The organism is Micromonospora sp. NPDC048898, from assembly GCF_043198035.1.
Lineage (GTDB): Bacteria > Actinomycetota > Actinomycetes > Mycobacteriales > Micromonosporaceae > Micromonospora.
This window is the reverse complement of the sequence record NZ_JBICUF010000008.1, coordinates 112,902-135,966: the sequence shown is the minus strand read 5'-3', so window position 1 is coordinate 135,966 and position 23,065 is coordinate 112,902. Positions and strand designations below refer to the sequence as shown.

The following is a 23,065-nucleotide window of genomic DNA, read 5'->3' as shown; positions in this document are numbered from 1 at the left end:
GGCGGTCGCCGTGAGCGGCACCCTCGGCGGTCCGCCGGTGCAGGAGTCGTACCGGCTGCGCCGGGACGCGGAACTGCGGCTCGGTGAGGACGGCTCGCTGACCCTGCGCCAGACCCGCTTCCAGCTCACCCTGGAGCAACCGGGCATGGGCCGGCGGGCGCTGCTGCTGCGGCTCGCCGCCGACTGGGTCAACGACGTCGAGGTCGGTCGGCTGATCAGCGGGCTGGAGGGGGAGAGTCGGGTGCTGCCCGCGCAGCTGCTGCTGCGGCGGCTGCTCGCCCACTCCTGGCTGGAGCGCCGCCTGCAGGTCGACGACCGGCCGCTGCTCGACCTGGTGCCCACCGGCCTCGGTCGGGGCAGTCAGCCGGAGAGCCGCCTGCACACACCCGGGGTCCGCTACCGGCTCTCCCGTTTCGCCGCCCTCCAGCCCGAACGGGGCATGCTGGTGGCCGCGTCACCGCTGAGCACCCTCGTTGTCGGCTGCGCCGACGCCGCCCTCGGCGCGGTGCTGGCCGCCGCCGTGCCGGGCGTCGGGCCCGACGCGGTGGCCCGCACGCTCGGCGTGTCGGCGGCGGCTGCCGGCCGGGTGCTCGACGAGTTGGCCACCGCCCGGATCCTGGTCACCGACGCCGAGTTCGAGGCGGAGTGCGACGACGCGCCGCTGGCCTACTGGTCGCCGGAGGAGCTGCGGCTGCACCACCGCTCCCGGGCCGGTCGACACGCGCTGCCGGTGGGTGGCACCTACCGGATGCGGGAGCGCTTCGCACCACTTCCGCTGCGCCGCCCGTACGACGGGGGCCGGGCTGTCGAGTTGCCGCTGCCGGACCTGGCGACGATCGCCAAGGCGGATCCGGCGTTCAGCCAGGTCGTCACGGACCGGCGCAGTGTGCGGGAACACGACGACGCCGCGCCGCTGCCCCTGGAACGGCTGGCCGAGTTCCTGCACCGGTCGCAGCACACCAGCGCCGCCGGCGAGGCCGGCGGGCAGGAGGTCGGCCAGCGGCCCTACCCGGGCGGCGGCGGGGTCTACGAGCTGGAGATCTATCCCCTGGTCGCGCGCTGCGCCGGGCTGGATCCCGGGCTCTACCACTACGACGCGGTCGGGCACCGGCTGGAGCCGGTCGCCGGCTGGGGTCCGGCCGCCGACCGGCTGCTGGCGTACGCCCGGGCGGCCGGCGCCCTGCCCCGGCCGCCGCAGACGGTCCTGGTGGTCACCGCCCGGGTGCAGCGGCTCATGTGGAAGTACGAAGGGATGAGCTACGCCATGATTCTCAAGGACGCGGGTGTGCTGACCCAGCAGATGTATCTCGTCGCCACCGCCATGGGGTTGGCGCCGTGCGCCCTCGGTGCCGGAGACTCCCAGGCCTTCGCCGAGTTGTCCGGGATCGACCCGCTCGTCGAGCCGAGCGTGGCCGACTTCCTGCTCGGCTCGCGCCGCGCCACCGGCCCGGCGGGAGCGGGGGGCCGGCCATGAAGTTCCGGCGGCAGGCGCTGCGCCAGTTGGAGGCGCCCGAGCAACTGGACCGGGCGGTCCGGCTGACCACGGTGCCGAACTGGCTGGCCACCACCGCGCTCGTCATCGTCGTGGTCGCCGCGGGTGTCTGGTCGGTGCGCACGGTGGTCCCCCGGACCGTGGAGGCGGCCGGGGTGCTGATCCACTCGAACGGGATCTCCGCCCTCGACGCGCTGGAGAGCGGTCAGGTCACCAAGGTGTGGGCGGCACCGCACCAGCGGGTGCCGAAGGGCACCCCCCTCTACAGTCTGCGCACGGCCGACGGCAAGGTGCGGGTGGAGACCGCGCCGGGTGACGCGTACGTCGTCTCCTGGCTGGTCTCCGAGGGCGAGATCGTCACCCCGGGCACGCACCTGGCCGACCTGGAACGGCTCGACACCGCCGGGGACGCGTTGCAGGCCGTCGTCTACGCCCCCGCCGTCGCCGCGCCGCTGCTGCAACCCGGCGTGTCCGTCGAGGTGGCCGCCGCGGCCGCGCCGCGCAACGTGTTCGGCACCCTGGCCGGGCAGGTGACCACGGTCGGCGCGTTCCCGGAGACCGAGGCGTCGCTGCGCGCCTTCCTGGGCACCGGGCCGGACGTCCGGCGGCTGCTCGCCCGCGGCAGCGTGGTGCGGGTGACAGTCGCCCTGGAGCCCGACCCGGCCGCACCGGGGGGTCTGCGCTGGACCAAGTCCCCGCCGCCGTTCCAGCTCAACTCGGCGAGCGAGGTCACCGCCTGGTTCACCGTGGACCGGGAACACCCGATCGACTGGTTGTTGCGCCGATGAGCGCGCCGACGACAGCCGTCGGCGGCACGCCGGAGATCCCGCGGATCCGGCGTCGACGGGTCCGCACGCCCACCCTGATCCAGATGGAGGCGGTGGAGTGCGGTGCCGCCGCGCTGGGCATCCTGCTCGCGCACCACGGCCGGCACGTGCCCCTGGAGGAGTTGCGCCGGGTGTGCGGGGTGAGCCGGGACGGCTCCACCGCGGCCACCGTGCTCAAGGGCGCCCGCCGGTACGGGATGGTGGCCAAGGGTTTCCAGATGGACCTGGCCGACCTGGCCACAGTGGCGCTGCCGGCGGTGCTGTTCTGGCGCTTCGAGCACTTCGTGGTGCTGGAGGGGCTGGGCCGCAAGGTCTTCATCAACGATCCGGCCACCGGCCCCCGCGCGGTGAGCTGGGAGGAGTTCGACGGCGCGTTCACCGGCGTCGCGCTCACCATGGAACCCGGCCCGGAGTTCCGGCCCGGCGGCACCCGCTACCGGCTGGTGCGGGCGCTGGCCGAGCGGTGGCGCGGCCCGGGCTCGGCGATCGCGCAGATGCTGCTGCTCGGCCTCCTGATCGCCGTGGTCGGTCTGACCATCCCGGTGATGGCCAAGGTCTTCGTCGACCGGGTGCTGCTGCAGGAGGATCGGGCCGCGTTCGCCGGCCTGGTGGCGGCGGTGGCGGTGGCCACCGTGCTGACCTTCCTGGCCAGCCTGCTCCAGCAACGCCTGACCGTACGCGCGGAGACGGCGCTGGCCCTCGGCAGCGCCGCCCGGTTCTTCCGACATCTGCTGCGGCTGCCGCCGACCTTCTTCGACCAACGGCAGGCCGCCGACCTCAGCCAGCGGGTCCGCGGCAACGAGGTGGTCGCCGAGGTGCTGACCCGCCGGACGGCCACCACCGTGGTGGACACCGGCCTGGTGCTGGCGTACGGGGCACTGCTCTGCCAGTACGACCTGCTGCTCGGGCTGTGCGCGGTGGTGCTCGCCGGGCTGAACGTCAGCGTGCTCCGTTATGTCGCCTCGACCCGGTCGACAGCCGTCGCCGGCCTCCAGGCGGACCGCAGCAAGTTGGTGACCACCGTGTACACCACGGTTCAGATGATCGAGACGGTGAAGGCCGGCGGTGAGGAGGAACGCGCCGTGGCCCGGTTCGCGGCGCGCCACGCCACCGTCGCGACCCGTCAGCAGCGGCTGGGGGTGCCCACCGCGGTGCTGTCCGTCCTGCCGGCGCTGCTGGCCTCGGGGACGACCGCGGTGCTGCTGGGGTTGGGCAGCCGGCAGGTCGTGGCGGAGGCGATGAGCGTCGGCGTGCTGGTCGGCATGCAGAGCCTGGCCGCCGCGATGAACCGGCCGTTGGGCAATCTGACCGCGCTGGGCTCGCGGTTGCAGGACATGAGCGCCGACCTGAACCGGCTGCGGGACGTGGAGCGGTATCCGCTGCCGGCGGTGCCGGAGCGGCCCGCCCAGCCGATGACACCGATGGAGGGGCACCTGCGCATCGAGGAGGTGACCTTCGGCTACAACCCGCTGGGCCGTCCACTGCTGCAGAATTTCAGCCTGGACCTGCCGCCGGGTGCCCGGGTGGCGCTCGTCGGGCGGTCGGGCAGCGGCAAGTCGACTGTGGGTCGGCTGGTCGCCGGGCTGTACCGTCCCTGGACCGGCCGGGTCACCGTGGACGGCGTCGAGCGGACGGCGGCCGACGACGGCCTGTGGGCGGCCACCGTCGCCATGGTGGACCAGGACCAACGGCTGTTCGAGGGGACGGTCCGGGACAACGTCACCATGTGGGACCTCACCGTCGCCGACGAGGACGTCGTCGGCGCGCTGACCGACGCGTGCCTCTACGACGAGGTGGCGGCGCGTCCGGGTGGCCTGGGCAGCCCGGTGCGGGAGAACGCCCGCAACTTCTCCGGTGGTCAGCGGCAGCGGCTGGAGATCGCCCGGGCGCTCGTGCGCAACCCCCGGGTGCTGGTGCTGGACGAGGCCACCAGCGCGCTGGACGCCGAGACCGAACGCCGGATCGACAGGCACCTGCGCCGGCGGGGTGCGACCTGCCTGATCGTGGCCCACCGTCTCTCCACGGTCCGCGACTGCGACCTGATCGTCGTGTTGGACGGCGGTCGGGAGGTCGAGCGGGGCACCCACGAGCAACTGGTCGCCCAGGACGGGGCGTACGCGCGCCTGGTCCGGGACCACTGACCACGACGATCCGAGGAGACGCTGATGAGTGGCGCGGTGCAGGATTTCCCGGCCGGCGGCCTGATCGGCTTCTGCGCGGACGGCGTACGCCAGGTCTGCCGCCTGGACGGCCCGGCGGCCGGCTGGCTGGTGACCGGGGGTGAGGCCGACCTGTTCGCGGTGCGTCGGGCCGGGTTGAGCCCCTCGCGGCGGCACCACGTGGCCCGGCTGCCGGCCGGTGGCCTGGTGCCGACGTCCACCGCGATCGGTGCGTGGCAGTTGATCCTGGTGCCGCTGCCCGACACGGAGTTGCGCGGCCTGTCCCGGCGGCACCTGTCCCTGCTGGAGCGGCACGTCCGGCTCGGCCGCGCGCCGGACGAGGGGGCGGCGCTGCGGGCCCGGACCGCCGCGACGGAGCTGGTCGCCGCGGTGGACCTGGTGCTTGTCACCATCGCCGACGCGCTGCGCCGCGGGCAGGCGCCCCGGGAGGCGTCCACCCTGTCCGGACGGGAGATCATCTCGTTGGCGCAGGGGAGCGCCCTCACCTCCACCGGCGGCGCCTGGTGGTTGCGCAGTGCCGGTGGGCAGTTGCGCCGCAACGACGGTGGTCCGGCGGAGATGTCCGGGGAGCGGGAGCTGCTGCTGGTCGCCGAGCGGGACTGGGTGGTGGCCGAGTCGCCGTGCGCGGTGGAGAGCCACGGCAGCTGGGACCTGCTGGTCAACGGTCAGCTCCGCGCGGCCGTGGACCAGCACGTGGCCCGGCTGTTGCGGATGGTGGAGACCCGGATCGAGGAGGCCGACGCGGCCCTGTTGAGCGCCGTGCGGCGCCGCCGGCAGACCGACGCCGCGGTGCTCGCCGCGGCGGCCCGCCGGTCGATCGGGGTGATCGGCGCCGGCGGTGCGGTGCCGGTTCCGGACACCGAGGCCGGCTTCGACAGGTACGGGCGGGCGGCCTCGGTGCTCCGGGTGGTGACGGAGGGGATGGGCAGCCCGATCAACGAGCCGGCCGACCGCAGTCGCGCGCCGCTTGACGACCGGGCGGCGGTGCACGCGGTGACCCGGGCATCCAGCCTGTTCCTGCGCGAGGTGCGGCTGCCGGAGCGCTGGTGGCGGCGGGACCTGGGGCCGCTGGTGGGGTGGCGGGCCGGTGCCGACCCGGAGCACGCGGTCGCGGTGCCGCTGGTGTTCCGCCGTGGCCGCTACCACCACGTCGACCCGGACACCCGCGCCCACGGTGCGATCGACGCGACGGTGGCCGCGACGTTCGCCGCCGAGGCGACCGAGGTGCAGGCACCGCTACCGCCGGCCGCGCGGATGCGCCACCTGCTGCGGGCCGGGCTGGTCGGTGCGTCCCGCGACGTGCGGGGTCTGCTGTTTGCCGCCACCTGCGTGGCACTGCTGGGCCTGGGTGTGCCGCTGGCCACCGGCGAGGTGCTCGGCCAGTTGGCCCGGCAGGGCGAGGTGAACGGCCTGATCGGCTTCGTCGCGCTGATGCTCAGCGCGGCGGTGGTCGCGGGGCTGGTCGGCGTGGTGCAGAATCTGCGTCTGCTGCGCCTGGACGGCCGGTTGCAGTCCGGCGCGCAGTTGGCGATCTGGGACCGGCTCATGCGGCTGCCGGCCCGGTTCTTCACCGGTCGCAGCAGCGGTGAGATCGCCAACTCGATGTTGGGGATCTCGTTCGTCGGTGAGGCACTGAGCGCGCTGCTGCCGCAACTCGTCTCGGCGGCCGCGACCGTCGCGGTGACCCTCGGCATGCTCCTGGTCGTCGAGCCCGTGCTCGGGCTGTGGGGGGCGGGGATCGTCGCGGTCACCATGCTGACCTTCGGCGCGTTCGCCGTCCTGATCGTCCGTCGGCAACGGTCCGCGCTGCCCGCCGAGCACCGGGCGGCGGCGATGACCAACCAGTTGCTCGGCGGCATCGTGAAGATCAAACTGGCCGCCGCCGAGACCCGGGCGCACGCGCGCTGGTCGGAGGTGGCCGCGACGGCCCGCGCGGCGCTGCAGCGGGTCCGGCAGAGCCAGGCGGGCCTGGTCGCCTTCGGCACGGTGCTGCCGATCGCGGGTCAGCTCGTCCTGTTCGCCGTGCTGATGGGGCCGCTCGCCGGTCGGGTCGCGCCGGCCGACTTCTTCATCCTCAACGTCGGCTTCGCGATGCTGCTCGGCGCGCTGCTGGTGCTGGTGTCGGCCGGGGTGGAGGTGATCGCGGCGGTGCCCCGGCTGGGCAGCCTGCGGGAGATCCTGCGCGCCGAACCCGAGGCGCGGCCGGATCGGGTGGACCCGGGCGAGTTGCGCGGCGAGGTCGCGCTGCACCGGCTCACCTTCGCCTACCAGCCGGACGAGCCGCCGGTGCTCGTCGACATCGACCTGCACGTCCGCCCGGGTGAGTTCGTCGCCATCGTCGGTCCGAGTGGCTGCGGAAAATCCACACTGCTGCGGCTGCTGCTCGGCTTCGAACGCCAACAGCAGGGCGCGGTGCTCTACGACGGCCAGGACCTCTCCGAACTCGACGTCCACGCGGTCCGCAGGCAGTGCGGGGTGGTCCTGCAGGATGGCCAGCTCTTCGCCGGCTCGGTGCGGGACAACATCTGTGGCGCCGGCAGTTTCCCACTGGACCAGGTCTGGGAGGCGGCGCGGATGGCCGGCCTCGCCGACGACCTGGAGGCGCTGCCGATGGGGATGAGCACGATGGTGCCCTTCGGCGGCGGCACGCTCTCCGTCGGGCAGCGCCAGCGGGTGCTGATCGCCCGCGCGTTGGCGCCCCTGCCCCGGATCATCTACCTCGACGAGGCGACGAGCGCGCTGGACAACCGGACCCAGGAGGTGGTCAGCCGCAGCACCGCCGCCCTGGCCGCGACCCGGGTGGTCATCGCCCACCGGTTGTCCACGGTCCGCACGGCGGACACCATCGTGGTCCTCGACGCGGGGCGGATCGTCCAGCGGGGGACCTTCGACGAGTTGATGGGTGACCCGGACGGGCTGTTCCACCGGCTGGCGCGACGGCAGCTACTGACCGAACCGGAGCGGCCCGACACCGTGGTGCGGAGCCGGCACGCGGACGGGCAGCCCGCGACGAGCTGACGGTCAGCCGTTGTCGATGACGGTGCTGTCCTCCAGGCACACGTCCGTGTCGAGGTGGTTCTCCAGCAACTCGGCGACGTGCGCCTCCGACTGGTTCTCCACGGCGAGCCGGAACGCCTCGGTGAGCACGTTGACCACGCCCTGGGTCAGCAACAGGGTCTCCCGGTCGAGTTCGGCCCAGGACGACCGGGCGTCGCTGCGGACCAGCTCCGGAGCGAGGGTCAGCAGGCGGGCGGTGACGGCGGCGACCAACTCGTCGGCCACCGGTCGCAGGCTGTCCAGCACCTCGCTGAGCGTCTGCAGTGCCGGCACCGTGCCCACGCGTACCCGATGCAGGTCCAGGGCGGCGCGCAGCGGTCGTGGCCGGACGGTGCGGACGGTGCCGTCGGTGGTCCGGCCGATCACGCCGTGGCGGGTCAGCGCGTGGGCCAGCGCGGGACGGTCGGCGGTCAGGCGTTGCAACATCGCGGTCAGCCCGTCGGGCGCCTCGTCACTGGCCCGGACCCCCAGCATCGCCTCGATGGACACCAGGTTGAAGCCCTGCCGCTGGAGGGCGAGGATCGCGTCCAGCCGGCGGACGTGGGAGTCGTCGTAGAGGGCCGTCCGGCCGCGCCGCACCGGCGGGGGCAGCAGCCGCCGGGCCTGGTGGGCCCGGATGTTGCGGGGCGACATCCCCACCTTGCGGGCGAGTTCCTCCACGCTGTACCCGGCCGGGCCGCCGGGCGTCGTCGTCACCTGGTCGATGGTCACGATCGCCTCCGGCAGCACTCGGTGACGGAACACGGCACCCCGTCGAACCGCTGTCACTCCGAGGCGGTCCGCCGATCGCAGCGTAGGTGCGAAAGCCGCGCGGGTGACAGGCGAGGAATTACTACTTGTCCACAGTGGTGACAATCATTAGAATCGCTCGCCGCCGCCTGTCGCCGATTCCCAATTACCCGGCTTTCGCCGCAGCGCGACCTTTTCGCGGCCACATTCGATGAAATTCCCACTCTTTGCGCGGACCGGATCCGCCGGTGGCCCACGATGAAGCGAAATCGGCGGCTGGGGAACCTCCCGCGCTGCCTGTCGCCGCCGCCGGCGGTCGACCGTCGAAGGGAGCAAGGGTGTGACACCTGTCGATAGAGCGGTCTTCGTGGCCGCGTACAGCCGGCTGGTCGCCGACGTCTGGGCCGACCCGGTCAAGGAGCAGGCGCTCGACCGGGACCCGCGGGGGTTCCTCGCCGGCTACGGGCTGCACCTGTCCGAGGACGTGCAGGTCCGGGTGGTCCGCGACGTCGCCGACGCCGACCCGGACCTGGAGGCGCAGGTCGAGTCGTGGCAGTCGGCGGGGACCACCGGCACGTTCGTGCTGTTCGTGCCTTCGCTGCTGCCGGTGGCGCAGGCGGAGCTGGCCGAGGACGAGCTGGACAGCGTCGTCGCCGGCCTGGACCCCAGCTGTGCCTGTTGCTGCCCGTGCTGCTGCACCTGACACCGATGTCTGCCGCCCACCGGTCGGCGCGGCAGATTCTGATGGCAGTCATTGATTGTCGAACCTCGATCTTCGTAACGTTCTCGCCACAGCGATAAACCGCCTCAGTGATCCCGAGGAAAGGACCGAACGATGAGCAACGACGACCAGGAATATGGCGCGAGGTTCGTGACCAAGTACTCGGAACTGGTCACCGCGGTGTGGCGCAGCGACGACGAGCTGCAGCGCCTCCTCGCCGACCCGACCGGCTACGCGACGGCCGCCGGCCTGCCGGTCGCCGCCGGTTCCCGGGTCGAGGTCGACCGCGCCCAGCCCGCCACGCTCTACACCAAGGACCAGATCGTCGCCGACTGGGCCGGCACGCCCGGCCTGCACGTGCTGCACGTGCCCGAGGTGCCGCTCGTCGACCTCAACGAGCTGACCGAGGCCGAGTTGGAGTCGGTCGCCGGCGGTGTGGCCCCGATCGCCGACAACAACGTCAACATCATCGCCGTCCTCATCCTCTGAGTTCCTGACCCCCGCCGGGAGCCTCAATGACTGACACGACCGAAAGCATCGCGTTCCGATCCGGCACCTACCGGACGGCCACCGTGGAGCAGACCTGGGCACGGATCGGTGGCATGCTCGACCGCTTCCGGATCACCCGGGTCGCCGACATCACCCGGCTCGACGAGATCGGCCTACCGGTGCACGTCGCCTACCGGCCGGTCGGAGCCACCATGGCGGTGAGCGTCGGCACCGGCGCCACGGCGACGCAGGCCCGGGTCAGCGCGGTCATGGAGAGCATCGAGTCCTGGCATGCCGAGAACCTCCGGCCGGGGACCGTCGTCCGGTCCCCGGCCGAGGCGCTCGACCTGCCGTACGACGTGCGGTGGCTGCACCTGGCGGAACGGTCACCCCTGACCCCTGCCGTCGAACTCGACTGGGTCGCCGGCCGTGGCCTGGTGACCGGTGCGCGGTGCCTGGTGCCCCGCGCCACCATCGAACTCGACTTCACCATCCGGCGCGGCTGGGACCGCGCCCTGTTCACCCCCAGCAGCAACGGGCTGGCCACCGGGAACACCTTCGCCGAGGCCAGCCTGCACGCCCTGCTGGAGGTCGTCGAACGCGACTGCATCGCCCCCTACTGCACCTCGCCGTTGGCCGAGCGCACCTACGCCGACCCGGGCACCGCCACCAACGCGATGACCCGCACCGTGCACGAGGCGCTGCTGCGGGCCGGTTGCTGGGTGGAGGTCTGCGACATCACCAACGCCATCGGCGTGCCGTGCTACGCCGCCTCGATCTGGTCGGAGGACCTACCGGTCACCTTCGGCGGCTTCGGCTGCCACGTGGACCCGGAGATCGCCGTCGGTCGGGCCATGTCGGAGGCGGCGCAGTCGCGGCTGGTCATGGTCTCCGGAGCCCGGGACGACATCGACGCCACCGCCTACCACGACGTCGGCGCGCCGCCGGTGCCGCCACCCACCGTCGACCGGCCCGTCCTGCCGATCCGTCGGGACCCGCCACCCGTGGGCGACGTGACCCAGGTGCTGCGCGAGCTGGCGTCGCGGGTGCAGCGGGTCACCGGCGTCGAACCGTTCAGCGTCGACCTGACGCACGACGACATCGGTATACCGGTGAGCAAGGTCTTCGCCCCCGGCCTGCGGATGTTCGACGAGCGGGCCCTGAGTATCCGACCGGGAGTGCCCCGTGACTGACGTCGTCTTCATCGGTCCGAGCCTGCCGACCGACGAGGTGGGTCGACTGCTGCCCGACGCGGTCGTGCTGCCACCCGTCGCGCACGGCGACCTGCTCCGCCTGGACGTCGGCCCCGGCGACCGGGTCCTCGTCGTCGACGGGTTCTTCCTGCAACACCCGCCGGTGCGCCACCGGGAGATCCTCGACCTGCTCGACCGTGGCGTGACGGTGGCCGGCGCCGCCAGCATGGGTGCGCTGCGCGCCGCCGAGCTGTGGCCGTTCGGGATGCGTGGCGTGGGCGAGGTGTTCCAGCTCTACCGCGACGGGGTCGTCACGGGCGACGACGAGGTGGCGGTCGTGCACGGGCCCGCCGAGGAGGGTCACCGCGCGATGAGCGTCCCGCTGGTGAACATCCGGATCGAGCTGCGTCGTGCCGCCGCGGCCGGCGTGCTCAGCGACGCCGAGGCGGTACGGCTGCTGGACATCGGGCGGGACCTGCCCTTCCGGCGGCGGTCGTACCGGGCGCTGGAGCGCAGCGCGCCACCCGAGGCGGCGGCGGTGCTGGACCGGTTCCTGACGTGGCGTCGGCGGGACCCCGGCGACGCCAAGGGCGCCGACGCGCGACTACTGCTGTCGATGGCGGCGGACAACGCGCCCGAGCTGTGCCCGGCGCACGCCGGCGACCAGCCGATCGACAACCTGCACACCCGCTTCCTCGACAGCTGGCGGTCGCGGTTCGCCGGAGGGTCGGTCGGCGGGCACTGGGTCAGCGACCGGGAGGCCGCCGCGGTGCTGATGCTGTTGCACCCCGAGTCGCCCGCCTGGCACCGGCGAGGGGTGCTGGCCGGGCTCGCCGAGGTCGACATCGCCGACCCCCTGGTCGAGGACCACGCCCGTGAGGTGGCCCGCCGACGAGGGCTCTCCGCCGCGCCGCCGAGCGGGTGGGACTGGCTGACCGACTCCGAACGGGGTCTCGACGAGCACGAGGCGGTGCTGCGGGTGCTGGTGCGGGCGTTCGGCACCACCCCGTACCGCAGCCTGGCACTGTGGATGGTCGCGGCGCCGCTGCGTACCCCCGCGCTGCTGGCCGCGGCGCGACAGGTCGCGGCCACCGCGGCGTCGCTGAACGAGACGCTCGTCCCTCGGACGACGGGGCACCGCCGCCCCGGTGGTCGGCTGCACTTCCGCACCGAGGTCGTCGACACGTACTTCGCGAGGCTGTGGGGCTGTGCCGTCGACGAGCTGGAGGCGGCAGCGTGGGACCGGGGCTTCGTCGACCTGGCGGCGTTCCGTTACGCGGCCGAACCGCTCGTCGCGTACGTCAAGGCGTTCGGTGCCCCGCGACTGCCGGCGGTGGCCACCCGTGCGCAGGACACCCTGGCCGGTTCCGCGGCCCGGATCGGCTGAGGAGGCGTCGATGAGCGGCACGGTGAAAGCGGCACTGATCTACCCCCCGCTGACCGATCCCACCTCGGGATACCACTCCCTGAACTACCTCGACTCGTACGCCCGGGCACAGGGGCACCGACCGGCGGAGATCATCGACGCCAACATCGAGGCGTTCCACCACTCGTACACCCCGTCGGCGTACGAGTGGCTGCGGCGGGAGTTGTCCCGGCTGTCGACCGACGACCTCAGCGGCCCGGACGCGCTGATGGCCCGGGCGAACCAGCTCGGCCTGCCCGACCCCGATCCGGAGCGGCTGCGCCGGTCGATCGGGGTGTTGCAGGACCCGACCCTGTTCTACGACTACCGGCACTACCAGGATGCCGTCGACGGCGTGATCTCCTGGATGGACGCGCTCGGCGCGGTCGGGTTCCCCGGGCAGTTCCACGCCGGCTTCCGGCTGCACCCACCGCCGATGATCTCGATCGGCTCGGTGGCCGCGCTGACCGACGAGGCGCTGCTCGCCCGGCTCAACCGGCCCTTCCAGCCGTACTACGAGGACGTGCTGATCCCCCGGCTGGCCGCCGGTGGAAACCAGGTGATCGGCATCAGCGTCACCTACCAGTGGCAGTTGCCGTTCGCGCTCTGGATTGCACGACTCGTGCGGCGGGCCTGCCCGGACGTCTTCCTCATCGCGGGTGGCACCGAGATCTCCGACGTCTGGAAGTGCGCCAGCAAACCCGAGTACGTCTTCCAGGTGCTCGCCGACTTCGACGCGATAGTGGTCGGGGAGGGGGAGAGCGCGTACACGGAGATCCTGGACGCGGTGCAGACCGGCACCCTGCCGGCCGGGCACCCCAACGTCCGGCTGCACCCGAAGTACGGCCGCCAGCGGCAACTGCCCCTGCGCTACGAACGGCTGGCGCAGATACCGGTGCCGGACTTCTCCGGCCTGCCGTGGGACCTCTATCTCAGCCCGGAACGGTTCGTCTACTACTCGCCGACGCGAGGCTGCTACTGGAACAAGTGCACGTTCTGCGACTACGGCCTGAACACCGACGGCCCGACCAGCCCGTGGCGGCAGGACACGGTGGACACCATGATCGCGGACGTCACCGAGCTGTCGAAGTTCGCCAAGTTCATCTACTTCTCGGTCGACGTGCTCGCTCCCGCGACGATCCTGCGCTTCGCCGAACGGGTCGTCGAGCGCGGTCTGGACTTCCGCTGGGGTGCCGAGATCCGGCTGGAGAAATACTGGTCGGACGAGCGCTGCGAGCTGCTGCGGCGCAGTGGCTGCGTGGCCATCTCGGTCGGTTTCGAGTCCGGTAACCAGCGCGTCCTCGACCTGATCGACAAGGGCACGAAGCCGGAGCAGGCGCGGCGCACCATGATGGCGATGACCAAGGCCAACATCGGTGTGCAGATGATGGGCTTCACCGGGTTCCCCACCGAGACCCGCGAGGAGGCGCTGGACAGCGTCAACTTCCTGCGGGACAACCCGGACCTGTGGACCCTCGGCGGGCTCGGCGACTTCATGCTGACCCCGGGCGCCATCGTGGCCAAGGAGCCGGACCGGTTCGGCATCACCAACGTGCGGCCGGTGGAGGGCTCGGACATCGTCCGGATGCTCAAGTTCGACGAGCCGGTCACCGAGGCGGCGCAGGCCGAGATCGCGCAGGCCAAGGCCGGCCTCAACCCCGGGCACTACCACCGGCCGTGGCTGGGCGCCACCGACACCCCGCACACGTTCTTCTACCACGACCGCTACGGCACGGCGGTGCGTGGCGTCCTCGCCCACGACCGGGTCCGGCACGACACCGACGACCAGACCGAGTTCCTCGCCAACGGCTCGTTCGTGGACCGCGACGACGAGCAGGTCTGGGAGGCGTACCGGCGGATCCGCTCCGACGAACAGGACGGCGTCCCCGGCGACCTGCCGGCGGACCGGCACCTGTTCCGCCGCGTCGACGGTCAGGTGTTCGCCCTCAACCGCAGCAGTCGGCTGTTCCTGGATCTCTTCCACGCGCCGCTGACCCTCGCCGAGGCGCAGCGCCGGCTCTGGATCGTCGAACCGACGGTCGCCGACCGGGTCTGGCGGACCTTCATCGGGCAGCGGCTGATCCGCCGGCATCGGCTCCCGGCCCCGGCCGAGTAGCCACGCCGACACCGCCGGCCGCCGCGGCCCGCCCGCCGCGCCCTGCGGTGACAGCGGCGCGCCCGCCGCGGCCGGCGGTGACAGCGGCCCGCCCGGCACGGCGGCGGTGGCAGCGTGCTGCCCGGTTCCGGTCGTCCCCGAGGTCAGGAACCCAGGAGGACGACCCGGCCGGTGCTCCCGTCCACCCGCACCGGCGCGCCGTCGGGCAGGGCCGTCGTCGCGTCCGGGACCGCCAGGACGGCCGGGAGGCCCAGCTCGCGGGCGACGATCGCGGCGTGCGACAGGAGGCCGCCGGTCTCGGTGACGACCGCGGCGACCACGCCGAACAGGGGGGTCCAGGCCGGATCCGTGGTGCGGCACACGAGGACGTCACCGGGCCGGACCCGGGCGAAGTCGGCGGGGCCGCGCACCACTCGCGCCGGCCCGGTGGCGAGACCGGGGCTTCCGGGCGTACCGGTGCGGGCCGCGCTCTCGTCGTCGCCGTCGGGCGCGCTCTCGTCGCCGCCGGCCGTGCTCTCGTCGCCGTCGGGCGCGGCGGGGAGGGCGCTTGTCACCGGGCGCGACTGGAGGATCCAGATCCGGGAGTCGACGATGGCCCACTCGACATCCTGCGGGCCGCCCAGCAGGTCGGCTGCCTGCCGACCGAGCTGGGCGAGTCGGGTGACCTCGTCGTCGGTGAGGCAGAGGCGATCCCGATCGGCCTGGTCCACCTCCCTGGTGACCGTGCGGTCGACCCGGGTCCTCTTCGTGCCGAGCGACCGGCGGGTGATGTCGGCGCCGGAGACCGTCCAGGAGTCCGGGGTGACGTGGCCGCCGACGACGCTCTCGCCCAACCCCCAGGACGCCTCGATCCGGATGTCGTCGCCGGTGAACAGCACCCCGGCGACGTCCGCGTCCACCAGGCGTTGCACCAGCACGGCGACCTCCGGCGACCTCGTGTCGCCCTGCCGACGCCGGTATTCCACGGCGCGCTCGGACCACACCGAAGACCAGCACCCGCGGACGGCGTCCGCCACCTGATCGGTGCCCCGCACGCCCAGGAAGGTGTCGTGCTGTCCGGCCGCGGTGGCGCGGGCGGTGTCCTCGCTGGTCGCCGACGATCGCACGGCGAGGTAGCCGGTGCCCAGCCGCGGCAGCGCCCTCGCGATCTCGTCGATCAGCTCGGCGGACAGGCCGTCGTCCGCCCGCGCGTGGGCGGCGGTCGGCACCACGAAACCAGGTGGGACCGGCAGGCCCGCTCGTAGTAGCCGGGCGAGCGTGGCGGCCTTGCCGCCGCACGTCGCGGGGTCGGCGTCGGTCAGGTCGATCAGCAACGGGCCTCCTCCGGCTCCCGGGAGCCTATCCGGACCGGAAGACGCGCACCGGGCCCGCGCCGCGTTGACGCCCGGTGGGGAAGTCGGAATGCTGATCACCATGACGCATGCCTCAGCACCGGACCTGTCGGTTCTGCACGCCGTGCGGGTCGCCGGGGTGGCCGACGACGCGGCCGTCTCCGACCGCATCGGCGTCGACATCGAGACGGCCGCCGAGCTGCTGTTGGACTTCGAGGCGTATGGGTGGGTGACACGCGTCGAATTCGGCGGCACCAGCGGATGGACGCTCACCGAGCGCGGCCGTGCACAGGATTCCCGCAAGCTCGGCGAGGAGCTCGACCAGACCGGGGCGCGGGCCACCGTCGAGCGGGCCCACAAGGAGTTCGAGATCCTCAACGGACGGTTGGTCCGGGCCTGCACCGACTGGCAGTTGCGGCCGGCCGAGGGTGACCGGTTGACGTCCAACGACCACAGCGACCCGCAGTGGGACGGCCGGGTGCTGGACGAGCTCACCACGATCGGCGCGGCACTGACCGGGCTGGTCGGCGCTCTCGTCGACGCGCTGGCCCGCTTCGACGGCTACGCCGACCGGTTCGACGCGGCGCTGGCACGTGCCCGTGCGGGGGATGGGCGGTGGGTGACCGGGGTTGGTGTCGCCTCGTGCCACGCCGTGTGGATGGAGCTGCACGAGGACCTGTTGTCGACGCTCGGGATCGCGCGCGGCGTCGAGCCGGAAAGCCGGTAGGTCCCGTCGTGGCCACCCGACACCTCTACCTGGCGCGACACGGCGCGGCGGACGCCTTCGGCGAGCTCACCGACGCGGGATACCGGCAGGCCGACCTGCTCGGCCGACGGCTCGCCGGTCTGCCGATCGACGCGGTGTGGCACTCGATGCTGCCGCGTGCCGCCGCGAGCGCCCGCGAGATCGCCAAGCACCTGCCGGACGTGCCGGTCGCCGAGGCCGCCGAACTCATCGACCACGTGCCGTACGTGCCGACCCCGGACGAGATGCCCCGCTCCTGGGCCGGCTTCTTCGACGGTTACGACGAGGCCGAGGCGGCGGCCGGCAGACGCACCGCGGATGCCCTGGTGGAGCGGTTCACCACGGCACCGGAGCGCACCGAACCCGACTCGCACGAGGTGCTCGTCACGCACGCGTACCCGATCGCGTGGCTGGTGCGGCACGCGCTGGCGGCCCCACCCACCAGGTGGCTCGGCCTGGACAGCGCGAACACGGGTCTCACCGTGCTCGAATACCGGGCCGGCCTGTGGCCCAGGCTCGTCATGTTCAACGACCAGAGCCACCTGTCGGGTGACCTGCGCTGGACGGGGTTCCGCTCGGCCACCCGCCCGTGAGGGCCGCGCCGCCGGCGTTGGCGATTGTGCGGCTCGATCACTTGCCCGCCACCTCGGGCACGGTGGCCCACAGCCCGGCGAGCTGAACGAAGATCTCTCGCCGCGCCACCGCCGTGCCGCGCCGGTCCAACTCATAGCCGCTCAGCCAGACCCAGCCATGGCTGGTGAGCCGATCCTCCACCGCCGTCAGCCGGAATACCAGGCCGCGCTCCCCGGCGAACTGCACGGACGCCCTCCGGCCGATCTTGAACACCTGCCCCGGCTGTAGGTCCAGCCGCGCCTGGCAGCACCGCGCGACGCATCTGGGCACCGGACTCGACGGAGAGCGCTTGACAGCGGGCACGGGCTCTACCTCCAGAACGGGCAGGTCCGGGCACCGATCCCTGATCAGGTACCCGGACCGCTCACCAAGGGCCCTGACTGGTTGCCGTCCGTGCGGGCCTTGTAGAGACCGTGCCCTGTCGTACCCGACAGTGTCAAGTCTGACAGCTATCACATGTGACACTGTCGACTCCGCATAGCGTCCGGTCCATGGTCCGCAGGCTGTACGGCAGCGCCGAGCTACAGGAACGCCTCCAGGTGTCCCGCGCCCGCGTCGTGCAGATCACCGGCCGGCCAGACTTCCCGGAGCCGTTCGATCGACTGGCTGGGGGAGCGGTGTGGTTGGTGGAAGACGTGGAAGCGTGGATCACCGAGCACCGGCCCCACCAAGCGCGAGACGCGGACCCGGACGCACGCTAAAGCGGCAGGTGCGGGGTCGGTGCTCCGGCCTGGAGTCGGCGTGTCGAGCTGCCCCGTGGTTGGGGCGGGCCAGGTCAGGTGGGCTTGATATCGGCCGCGCCGAAGGAGACCGAGAACCGCTTGCACCAGATGGAGACGCTCCGGAAGTCACCGGGGTCCACCGAGGCCGGTAGGTCGTACACCTGGTTGCCCTTGTTGCCCTTGAGTCGTGCCAGCTCGACCCACTCGCCGTCGTCGAACACGCGCCAGCCGGCCGTGCCCCGGATGACCGGTTGGTCGGTCAGCCACACCCGCAGATCCGGCCCGTTCGACGTCTTCAGGTTGCGAAGGACGAGCTGGTGGCGCCCGTTGGCGAGCCGGTGGATCTCGGCACTGCCGGTCGTCTGGTGCTCGTGGGTGACGAACGTCCCGGAGGCCAGGATCTCGTTAGCCGCCGGTGTGGCCTTCGACGTGGGGGCCGGGGTCGTGGGGGCCAGGGTCGTGACGGTCGGGGTCGTGGGGGCCGGGGGCGCGGAGGTCGGCGCGGGGACGGCCGACGTCGTCCCCGCGCCCGGGATCGCCTCGTCGACGTAGGTGTCGGTGAACAGCTTCCACGGCTGAAACCAGAAGAGGGCCAGGGCCGTCACGACGACGGCACAGGCGAGAGCGGCCCAGGCCACCGGCGACCGGAAGATCGATTTTCCCACCCCCGCAGCGTACGGCCGCGGCAGCCGTCGCAGCGGTCGCGAACCCTTTCGGAACCCTTACGACGGCCGCCGTCGGCGCGGCCCTGTCGATGCCCCGCCCCGGAGGTCAGGGGAGCGTGATGCCGGTGTCCGTGCCGAACAGCGCCTTTCCGCACGGGCAGCCCGCCTGGTCCGGTGGCAACGCCCGGACCGTGTCGCCGAGCAGGAGACGCAGGCGGTCGATGCTTCGCGCGAAGACCGTGAACACCTCCTGCTGGGTCACGCCGTGCCCGACCTCGACGCCCGAGTCGAGGTCGGTCACCAGCGACAGGGCGGTGTAGCACAGCGCCAGCTCGCGGGCCAGCACCGCCTCGGGGTGGCCGGTCATGCCGACGATCGACCAGCCCGCCTGGCCGTACCACCGTGATTCGGCACGGGTGGAGAATCGGGGGCCCTCGATGACGACCATGGTTCCGCCGTCGACAGGTCGCCAGTCGGCGTTGCGGGCGGCGTCGAGGACCGTGGCCCGCCCGACCGGGCAGTAGGGGTCGGCGAACGGCACGTGGACCACCCCGGGGAGTTGCCCGTCCGTGCGTCGCCGCCCGTCGTAGTAGGTCTGCTCGCGGCCGCTGGTCCGGTCGACCAGCTGGTCCGGCACGACGAGGGTGCCGGGGCCCAGATCCGGTCGCAGACCGCCCACCGCGCCCGGCGCGAGCACCTGACGGACACCCGCCGCCCGCAGCGCCCACAGGTTGGCCCGGTAGTTGATGCGGTGCGGGGGGAGGGTGTGTCGACGTCCGTGCCGGGGCAGGAACACGACGGGTCGCCCGGCGACGTTCCCGACGGACAGCGAGTCACTCGGCGGCCCGTACGGTGTGTCGACCGCGACCTCGGTGACGTCGTCGAGGAACTCGTAGAAGCCGGACCCGCCGATCACGCCGATCGGCGGGCGGGCGTTACCTTCTGACATGTGTGCGTTCTCCTCGGGAACGGGTGCTGTCGACTCAGGAACGGGTGGGTCGACTCAGGAACGGTTCGCGCGGCGCCGGCCGACGACGGTGCCGACGACCAGCACGAGCACGACGACGGCCCAGACGACGGCCAGCCCGATCGTGAGCCCCAGGGGGTAGTCGCGGTCCGGCAGGCCGGGGTTCGGTGGCGCCGACGGCGGTCGCCACAGCAGTGGCACCGCGAGCAGCAGCAACGTGGCGCTGGCCAGCAGGCCGGCGGTGATCCAGGCCAGGCGTCGCCGGTCGGGCACCAGTCGGCCCAGCGCCAGCCCGACCAGCCCGACCAGCGGTGCCACCAGGAGATCGTGCAGCACCGGCCCGCCGAGAAGCCAGGGCAGGGTGGTGCCGAGCTGGGGAAGGAGCAGCCAACCGCCGTACGCCGCCGCGGCGGCACCGAGCACGAGCAGGAGCAGCCGGACGGTTCTCATCCCAGCACCTCGAGCCGGGCCACCCACTTGGTCTGCAGGACGCCCGGCCGGCTCGGGGCGATGACGCGGCAGGGGTAACCGTGGTCCGGGGACAGCTCCTCGCCGTTGATCCGCAGTGCCAGCAGGGTCAGCGGGTCGCGGGCGTGGGCGGCGGGGAGTGTGCTCGCCGCGTACAGGCCGTCGGTCTCCAGGGAGGTGACGCGAACCGGTCGGCCGGTGGGTGCGCCGGCGTGGCGCAGCAACTGGACGATGGGCACGCCGGTCCAGTGGGCGGAGAAGCTCCAGCCCTCGACGCAGGCGATCGGCAGTTCCGCCGTACGCTGCGGCAGGGCCGCCAGGTCGGCCAGGGACAGGGCGTACCGGCCGCCCGGCCAGACGATCTCCAGCCGCCAGTCGGGTGGGACGGTGATGTGCGCGGCGGCGGCCGTCCGGTTGATCGGTACGCCCTGCGGGCCGGACGCGGACCGCCACGCCAGCGGGGACACCCGACGCAGCCACGGCACGGTGACCCCGGCGGTGGCCAGCACGGCGATGCCGGCGACACCCGCCGAGGTACGCAGGAACGCGCGCCGCCCGGACGAGTCCCGGTCGTCCCGCCCACCGGCGCGGAGCCGTAGCGGTGTGCCCAGCGCCGTGCGGGCGACCGGCAGCTTCACCGCGACGTGCAGCAGCAACGCGCCAAGCACCAGCCAGGCGACCGCGTAGTGCGCCGCCGGGAAGAAGAACCCCCACGGGTACGACTGGGCGACGTTGAACAGGCCGGTGACCAGCTCGAAGAACGCGGCGCAGACCAGCACCAGGATGGAGATTCGTTCGAGGGCGTGTACGGGCAGCCGGATCGGCCGGCGCAGGGGCGGACGGACGAACAGCCGGGGGTAGACGCTCCACAGTTTGGCCAGCAGCAACGGGATCGCCGCGACGCCGGAGAGCACGTGGATGCCCTGGGTGACCCGGTAGAGGTCGACCGGTCGGGTCGGCCAGGTGAACCAGCCCGGCGGGTGCTGGATGTAGTGGCTGAGCAGACCGGTGACGAAGCACAACCCGAACGCCACCCCGAGCCAGAGGCCGAGGCGGGCGGCGACGAGCGGCGAGTGCGTCGGCGCGGTGAAGTCCTCGGGCGCGGGGACGCGGGGCCGGCGGATCACGCCCGCACCAGCTCGGCGAACCAGCGTGGACCGAACCGCAACGTGGTGGCGACCCGCAGGCCGGCCGCGGCGGCGGTGGCGGTCACCGCCTCGGCCCCGACCCGCGCCCAGCGGAACGCCGGTCCCTGCCGTTCCCCCGCGCCGGAGGCCCCGGACAGGACGTACGCCTGCCCCTGCCACAGCCCGGCGCCCGGAGGTTCCACCTCGACCACCAGCGTCCCGTCGGCCGCGATCAGGGTGCCGCACCGGCGCAGCAGTCGGACCGGGTCGCCGCCGATGCCGATGTTGCCGTCGACGAGCAGGGCGTGTGCCCACCGTCCCTCGCCGGGCAGTGGTTCGAAGACGTCGCGGCGCAGGGCGACCACGCCCCGGCCCTGGGTCAGGCGTACCGCCTCGGCGGAGATGTCCACCCCCAACGCCACGAGGCCACGCTTGGCGAGTGCCATGGTCAGTCGGCCGGGGCCGCAACCAAGGTCGATCGTGGGCCCGTCGCAGCGGGCGGCGACGGACTCGATCGCCGGCTCGGGCGGGCCGTGCCAGCGCCGTACCGGCAGCAGGTCACGTCGCCCGTCGCCGTGCACCAGCCAGTGCTCGGGTTGGGTCGGCGGCAGCGGTGCGACAGGTGTGCCGCGGGCCTCCTGGTCGGCCGGCCAGCCGTCGAGTCCGCCCAGCACCACGGCGAAACCGTCGAGACTTATCGTCGAGGTCATCGGGGGCGTCCGCTCACCAGTTGGTCACCCACCGACGCGACGGCAGCCGCGAACCGGGTGCCGGGCAGGTCGGCCGCGACCGCCGTCGCGGTGCTCCAGTCGTCGACGTCCCGCTGCACCGGCAGGACCGCCGGCCGGATGCCGCGCCCGTGCAGAGCGGCGAGGGTACGGCGACCGGTGTCGTCCGTCGACATGGGCACGTCGCGCAACGCGTCGGCGTACGCCGGGTCGCGTAACCCGAGTGCCCACCAGCCGCCGTCGAGCGCCGGCCCGAACACCGCCGGGTGGTCGGCGAGCAGATCCAGGGCGGTGGTGAGCAGCGCCGGCCGGAGCTGCGGCGTGTCCATGCCGATCTGCAGCACCGGCCGGCCGGGGAAGGCCGCGCCGGTGTCGGCGTGCGCGTTGGCGAGGCGGTCGGCGAACGTGTCGCCGCGCTGGGCGATCAGGTGCCACCCGGCCAACTCGGCGGTCAGCTCGGCGGCGTACTCGGCGTCGGCGAACCGGCCGGTGTGGGCCAGCACGGGAACTGTCGACGCGGTGGCGCGTACCGCCGCGAGGGTGTCCAACAGCGCCGCCGCCGCGATCCGGGCCGCCTGGCGGGGGTTGGCCGGCGGGCAGAGGCGCGTCTTGGCCAGCCCCGCGACCGGTGCCTTCGCGACCAGGAGCAGGACGTTCACCGGCCACCGCCAACGCCGGCGCGCAGCACTCCGGCGAAGTCCCGGGTCGCCCGCACCGTGCCCCGGACCGACCCGGAGACCTTCGATCTGGTGCCGGCTGCCCGGGGCGCGTACGCGACGTCCAGCTCGGTGATCCGCCAGCCCGCCTCGGCCGCGCGGAGCAGCAACTCCAGGGGGTAGCCGAACGCGCGGTCCTGCACGCCGAGGCCCAGGAGCGCCGCGTGCCGGGCCACCCGGATCGGGCTGATGTCGTACACCGGCACACCACGACGCCGCAGCAGCGCGGCGACGAGCGCGTTCCCGGCACGGGCGTGCCACGGCCAGGCCTCCGCCGACACCGGTCGACGCCGCCCGACGGCGAGATCCGCACCACCGTCGAGCAGAGCCCCGACGAGCCTGGGCAACTCGGCCGGATCGAACGAGCCGTCCGCGTCGAGGACGCAGACCAACTCCGCGTCCGCCGCCAGCAGGCCGGTGTGCACCGCCGCGCCGTACCCACGCTTCGGCTCGTGGACGACCCGGGCCCCGTACTCGGCCGCGACGGCCGGCGACCCGTCCGTGGAGCCGTTGTCGACCACGATGGCGCGGTAGCCGGGCGGTAGCCCGCTCAGTACGGCAGGCAGAGCGGCCGCCTCGTCCAGACATGGCAGCACCACGTCGATCGTTGTGTGCATACCGGCGACGCTAGGCCCGCCACCGGGCATCCGGACCGCTGTTCCTCCTTACGAATCGCTTACGCGGCAAGGGATCTTACGAGTCCCTGACGTCCCGCCGGGTGGCTGTCGGATCCCTGGTCGGAGGTCGTATCGTC

At 73.0% G+C, this 23,065-nt stretch carries 22 protein-coding genes; 12 read left to right on the top strand and 10 right to left on the bottom strand.

What is annotated here, in order from left to right; all coding sequences use genetic code 11:
- The first annotated feature begins 10 nt into the window (after nt 1–10).
- The 4 genes from ACGFIQ_RS21835 to ACGFIQ_RS21820 are packed head-to-tail and all read left to right on the top strand — an operon-like array spanning nt 11 to nt 7,517.
- Nucleotides 11–1,474 (top strand): SagB family peptide dehydrogenase, encoded by a 1,464-nt coding sequence (locus ACGFIQ_RS21835; protein WP_393246276.1) that lies wholly within the window; start codon nt 11–13, stop codon nt 1,472–1,474.
- A complete protein-coding gene (locus ACGFIQ_RS21830; protein ID WP_393246274.1) occupies nt 1,471–2,280 on the top strand; it encodes an HlyD family efflux transporter periplasmic adaptor subunit in 810 nt (269 codons plus the stop codon). Before ACGFIQ_RS21835 ends, ACGFIQ_RS21830 begins: the two co-directional genes overlap by 4 nt.
- A complete protein-coding gene (locus ACGFIQ_RS21825; protein ID WP_393246272.1) occupies nt 2,277–4,460 on the top strand; it encodes an NHLP family bacteriocin export ABC transporter peptidase/permease/ATPase subunit in 2,184 nt (727 codons plus the stop codon). The genes ACGFIQ_RS21830 and ACGFIQ_RS21825 overlap by 4 nt, the downstream gene beginning before the upstream one ends.
- Nucleotides 4,461–4,484: 24 nt before the next feature.
- Nucleotides 4,485–7,517, top strand: coding sequence for an ATP-binding cassette domain-containing protein (locus ACGFIQ_RS21820; protein WP_393246270.1), 3,033 nt, complete (start codon nt 4,485–4,487; stop codon nt 7,515–7,517).
- A gap of 3 nt (nt 7,518–7,520) precedes the next feature.
- On the opposite strand, the gene ACGFIQ_RS21815 is transcribed toward ACGFIQ_RS21820, so the two are convergent.
- Nucleotides 7,521–8,300 (bottom strand): MerR family transcriptional regulator, encoded by a 780-nt coding sequence (locus ACGFIQ_RS21815; protein ID WP_357079240.1) that lies wholly within the window; start codon nt 8,298–8,300, stop codon nt 7,521–7,523.
- A gap of 325 nt (nt 8,301–8,625) precedes the next feature.
- Here ACGFIQ_RS21815 and ACGFIQ_RS21810 point away from each other — a divergent pair, with 325 nt between their 5' ends.
- The 5 genes from ACGFIQ_RS21810 to ACGFIQ_RS21790 all read left to right on the top strand — a co-directional run bounded on the left by ACGFIQ_RS21810 (nt 8,626) and on the right by ACGFIQ_RS21790 (nt 14,209).
- Nucleotides 8,626–8,988, top strand: a complete 363-nt coding sequence (locus ACGFIQ_RS21810) for a hypothetical protein (protein WP_393246268.1) — start codon at nt 8,626–8,628, stop codon at nt 8,986–8,988.
- A gap of 132 nt (nt 8,989–9,120) precedes the next feature.
- Nucleotides 9,121–9,495 (top strand): class IIb bacteriocin, lactobin A/cerein 7B family, encoded by a 375-nt coding sequence (locus ACGFIQ_RS21805; RefSeq protein ID WP_393246266.1) that lies wholly within the window; start codon nt 9,121–9,123, stop codon nt 9,493–9,495.
- Between the two features lie 26 nt (nt 9,496–9,521).
- The gene (locus tag ACGFIQ_RS21800; RefSeq protein ID WP_393246264.1) at nt 9,522–10,688 is read left to right on the top strand and encodes a YcaO-like family protein; all 1,167 of its coding nucleotides are present in this window, start codon (nt 9,522–9,524) and stop codon (nt 10,686–10,688) included.
- Nucleotides 10,681–12,075 (top strand): TfuA-like protein, encoded by a 1,395-nt coding sequence (locus ACGFIQ_RS21795; RefSeq protein ID WP_393246262.1) that lies wholly within the window; start codon nt 10,681–10,683, stop codon nt 12,073–12,075. The genes ACGFIQ_RS21800 and ACGFIQ_RS21795 overlap by 8 nt, the downstream gene beginning before the upstream one ends.
- 10 nt (nt 12,076–12,085) lie before the next feature.
- A complete protein-coding gene (locus ACGFIQ_RS21790; protein WP_357079224.1) occupies nt 12,086–14,209 on the top strand; it encodes a radical SAM protein in 2,124 nt (707 codons plus the stop codon).
- A gap of 143 nt (nt 14,210–14,352) precedes the next feature.
- Here ACGFIQ_RS21790 and ACGFIQ_RS21785 read toward each other — a convergent pair whose 3' ends face one another.
- Nucleotides 14,353–15,522 (bottom strand): PEP/pyruvate-binding domain-containing protein, encoded by a 1,170-nt coding sequence (locus ACGFIQ_RS21785; protein WP_393246260.1) that lies wholly within the window; start codon nt 15,520–15,522, stop codon nt 14,353–14,355.
- A gap of 100 nt (nt 15,523–15,622) precedes the next feature.
- Here ACGFIQ_RS21785 and ACGFIQ_RS21780 point away from each other — a divergent pair, with 100 nt between their 5' ends.
- On the top strand, nt 15,623–16,267 hold the full coding sequence (locus tag ACGFIQ_RS21780; RefSeq protein WP_393246258.1) for a transcriptional regulator: 645 nt from the start codon (nt 15,623–15,625) through the stop codon (nt 16,265–16,267).
- 8 nt (nt 16,268–16,275) lie between these two features.
- Nucleotides 16,276–16,878, top strand: a complete 603-nt coding sequence (locus tag ACGFIQ_RS21775) for a histidine phosphatase family protein (protein WP_393246257.1) — start codon at nt 16,276–16,278, stop codon at nt 16,876–16,878.
- Nucleotides 16,879–16,915: 37 nt separating this feature from the next.
- On the opposite strand, the gene ACGFIQ_RS21770 is transcribed toward ACGFIQ_RS21775, so the two are convergent.
- Entirely contained in the window at nt 16,916–17,131 is a 216-nt protein-coding gene (locus ACGFIQ_RS21770; protein WP_393246255.1) for a hypothetical protein, read from the bottom strand.
- 278 nt (nt 17,132–17,409) lie between these two features.
- On the opposite strand from ACGFIQ_RS21770, the gene ACGFIQ_RS21765 reads away from it, so the two are divergent.
- Nucleotides 17,410–17,619, top strand: coding sequence for a helix-turn-helix transcriptional regulator (locus tag ACGFIQ_RS21765; protein ID WP_393246253.1), 210 nt, complete (start codon nt 17,410–17,412; stop codon nt 17,617–17,619).
- 74 nt (nt 17,620–17,693) lie between these two features.
- Here the strand turns inward: ACGFIQ_RS21765 and ACGFIQ_RS21760 are convergent, their stop codons facing one another.
- From ACGFIQ_RS21760 to ACGFIQ_RS21730, 7 genes are all read right to left on the bottom strand, one after another.
- Nucleotides 17,694–18,305 (bottom strand): DM13 domain-containing protein, encoded by a 612-nt coding sequence (locus ACGFIQ_RS21760; RefSeq protein ID WP_393246251.1) that lies wholly within the window; start codon nt 18,303–18,305, stop codon nt 17,694–17,696.
- Nucleotides 18,306–18,411: 106 nt separating this feature from the next.
- A complete protein-coding gene (locus ACGFIQ_RS21755; protein WP_393246249.1) occupies nt 18,412–19,254 on the bottom strand; it encodes an S-methyl-5'-thioadenosine phosphorylase in 843 nt (280 codons plus the stop codon).
- A 54-nt stretch (nt 19,255–19,308) separates the two neighbouring features.
- Nucleotides 19,309–19,722 (bottom strand): hypothetical protein, encoded by a 414-nt coding sequence (locus ACGFIQ_RS21750; protein WP_393246247.1) that lies wholly within the window; start codon nt 19,720–19,722, stop codon nt 19,309–19,311.
- The gene (locus ACGFIQ_RS21745) at nt 19,719–20,867 is read right to left on the bottom strand and encodes a molybdopterin-dependent oxidoreductase (RefSeq protein WP_393246245.1); all 1,149 of its coding nucleotides are present in this window, start codon (nt 20,865–20,867) and stop codon (nt 19,719–19,721) included. Before ACGFIQ_RS21745 ends, ACGFIQ_RS21750 begins: the two co-directional genes overlap by 4 nt.
- Nucleotides 20,864–21,577 carry a methyltransferase domain-containing protein gene (locus ACGFIQ_RS21740; RefSeq protein ID WP_393246243.1) on the bottom strand — a complete coding sequence of 238 codons (714 nt, stop codon included), beginning with the start codon at nt 21,575–21,577 and terminating at the stop codon, nt 20,864–20,866. Before ACGFIQ_RS21740 ends, ACGFIQ_RS21745 begins: the two co-directional genes overlap by 4 nt.
- Nucleotides 21,574–22,254, bottom strand: a complete 681-nt coding sequence (locus tag ACGFIQ_RS21735) for a DUF2064 domain-containing protein (RefSeq protein ID WP_393246241.1) — start codon at nt 22,252–22,254, stop codon at nt 21,574–21,576. Before ACGFIQ_RS21735 ends, ACGFIQ_RS21740 begins: the two co-directional genes overlap by 4 nt.
- Complete coding sequence (locus ACGFIQ_RS21730) at nt 22,251–22,928, bottom strand: glycosyltransferase family 2 protein (protein WP_393246239.1); 678 nt, start codon at nt 22,926–22,928, stop codon at nt 22,251–22,253. The genes ACGFIQ_RS21735 and ACGFIQ_RS21730 overlap by 4 nt, the downstream gene beginning before the upstream one ends.
- Nucleotides 22,929–23,065: the final 137 nt, after the last annotated feature.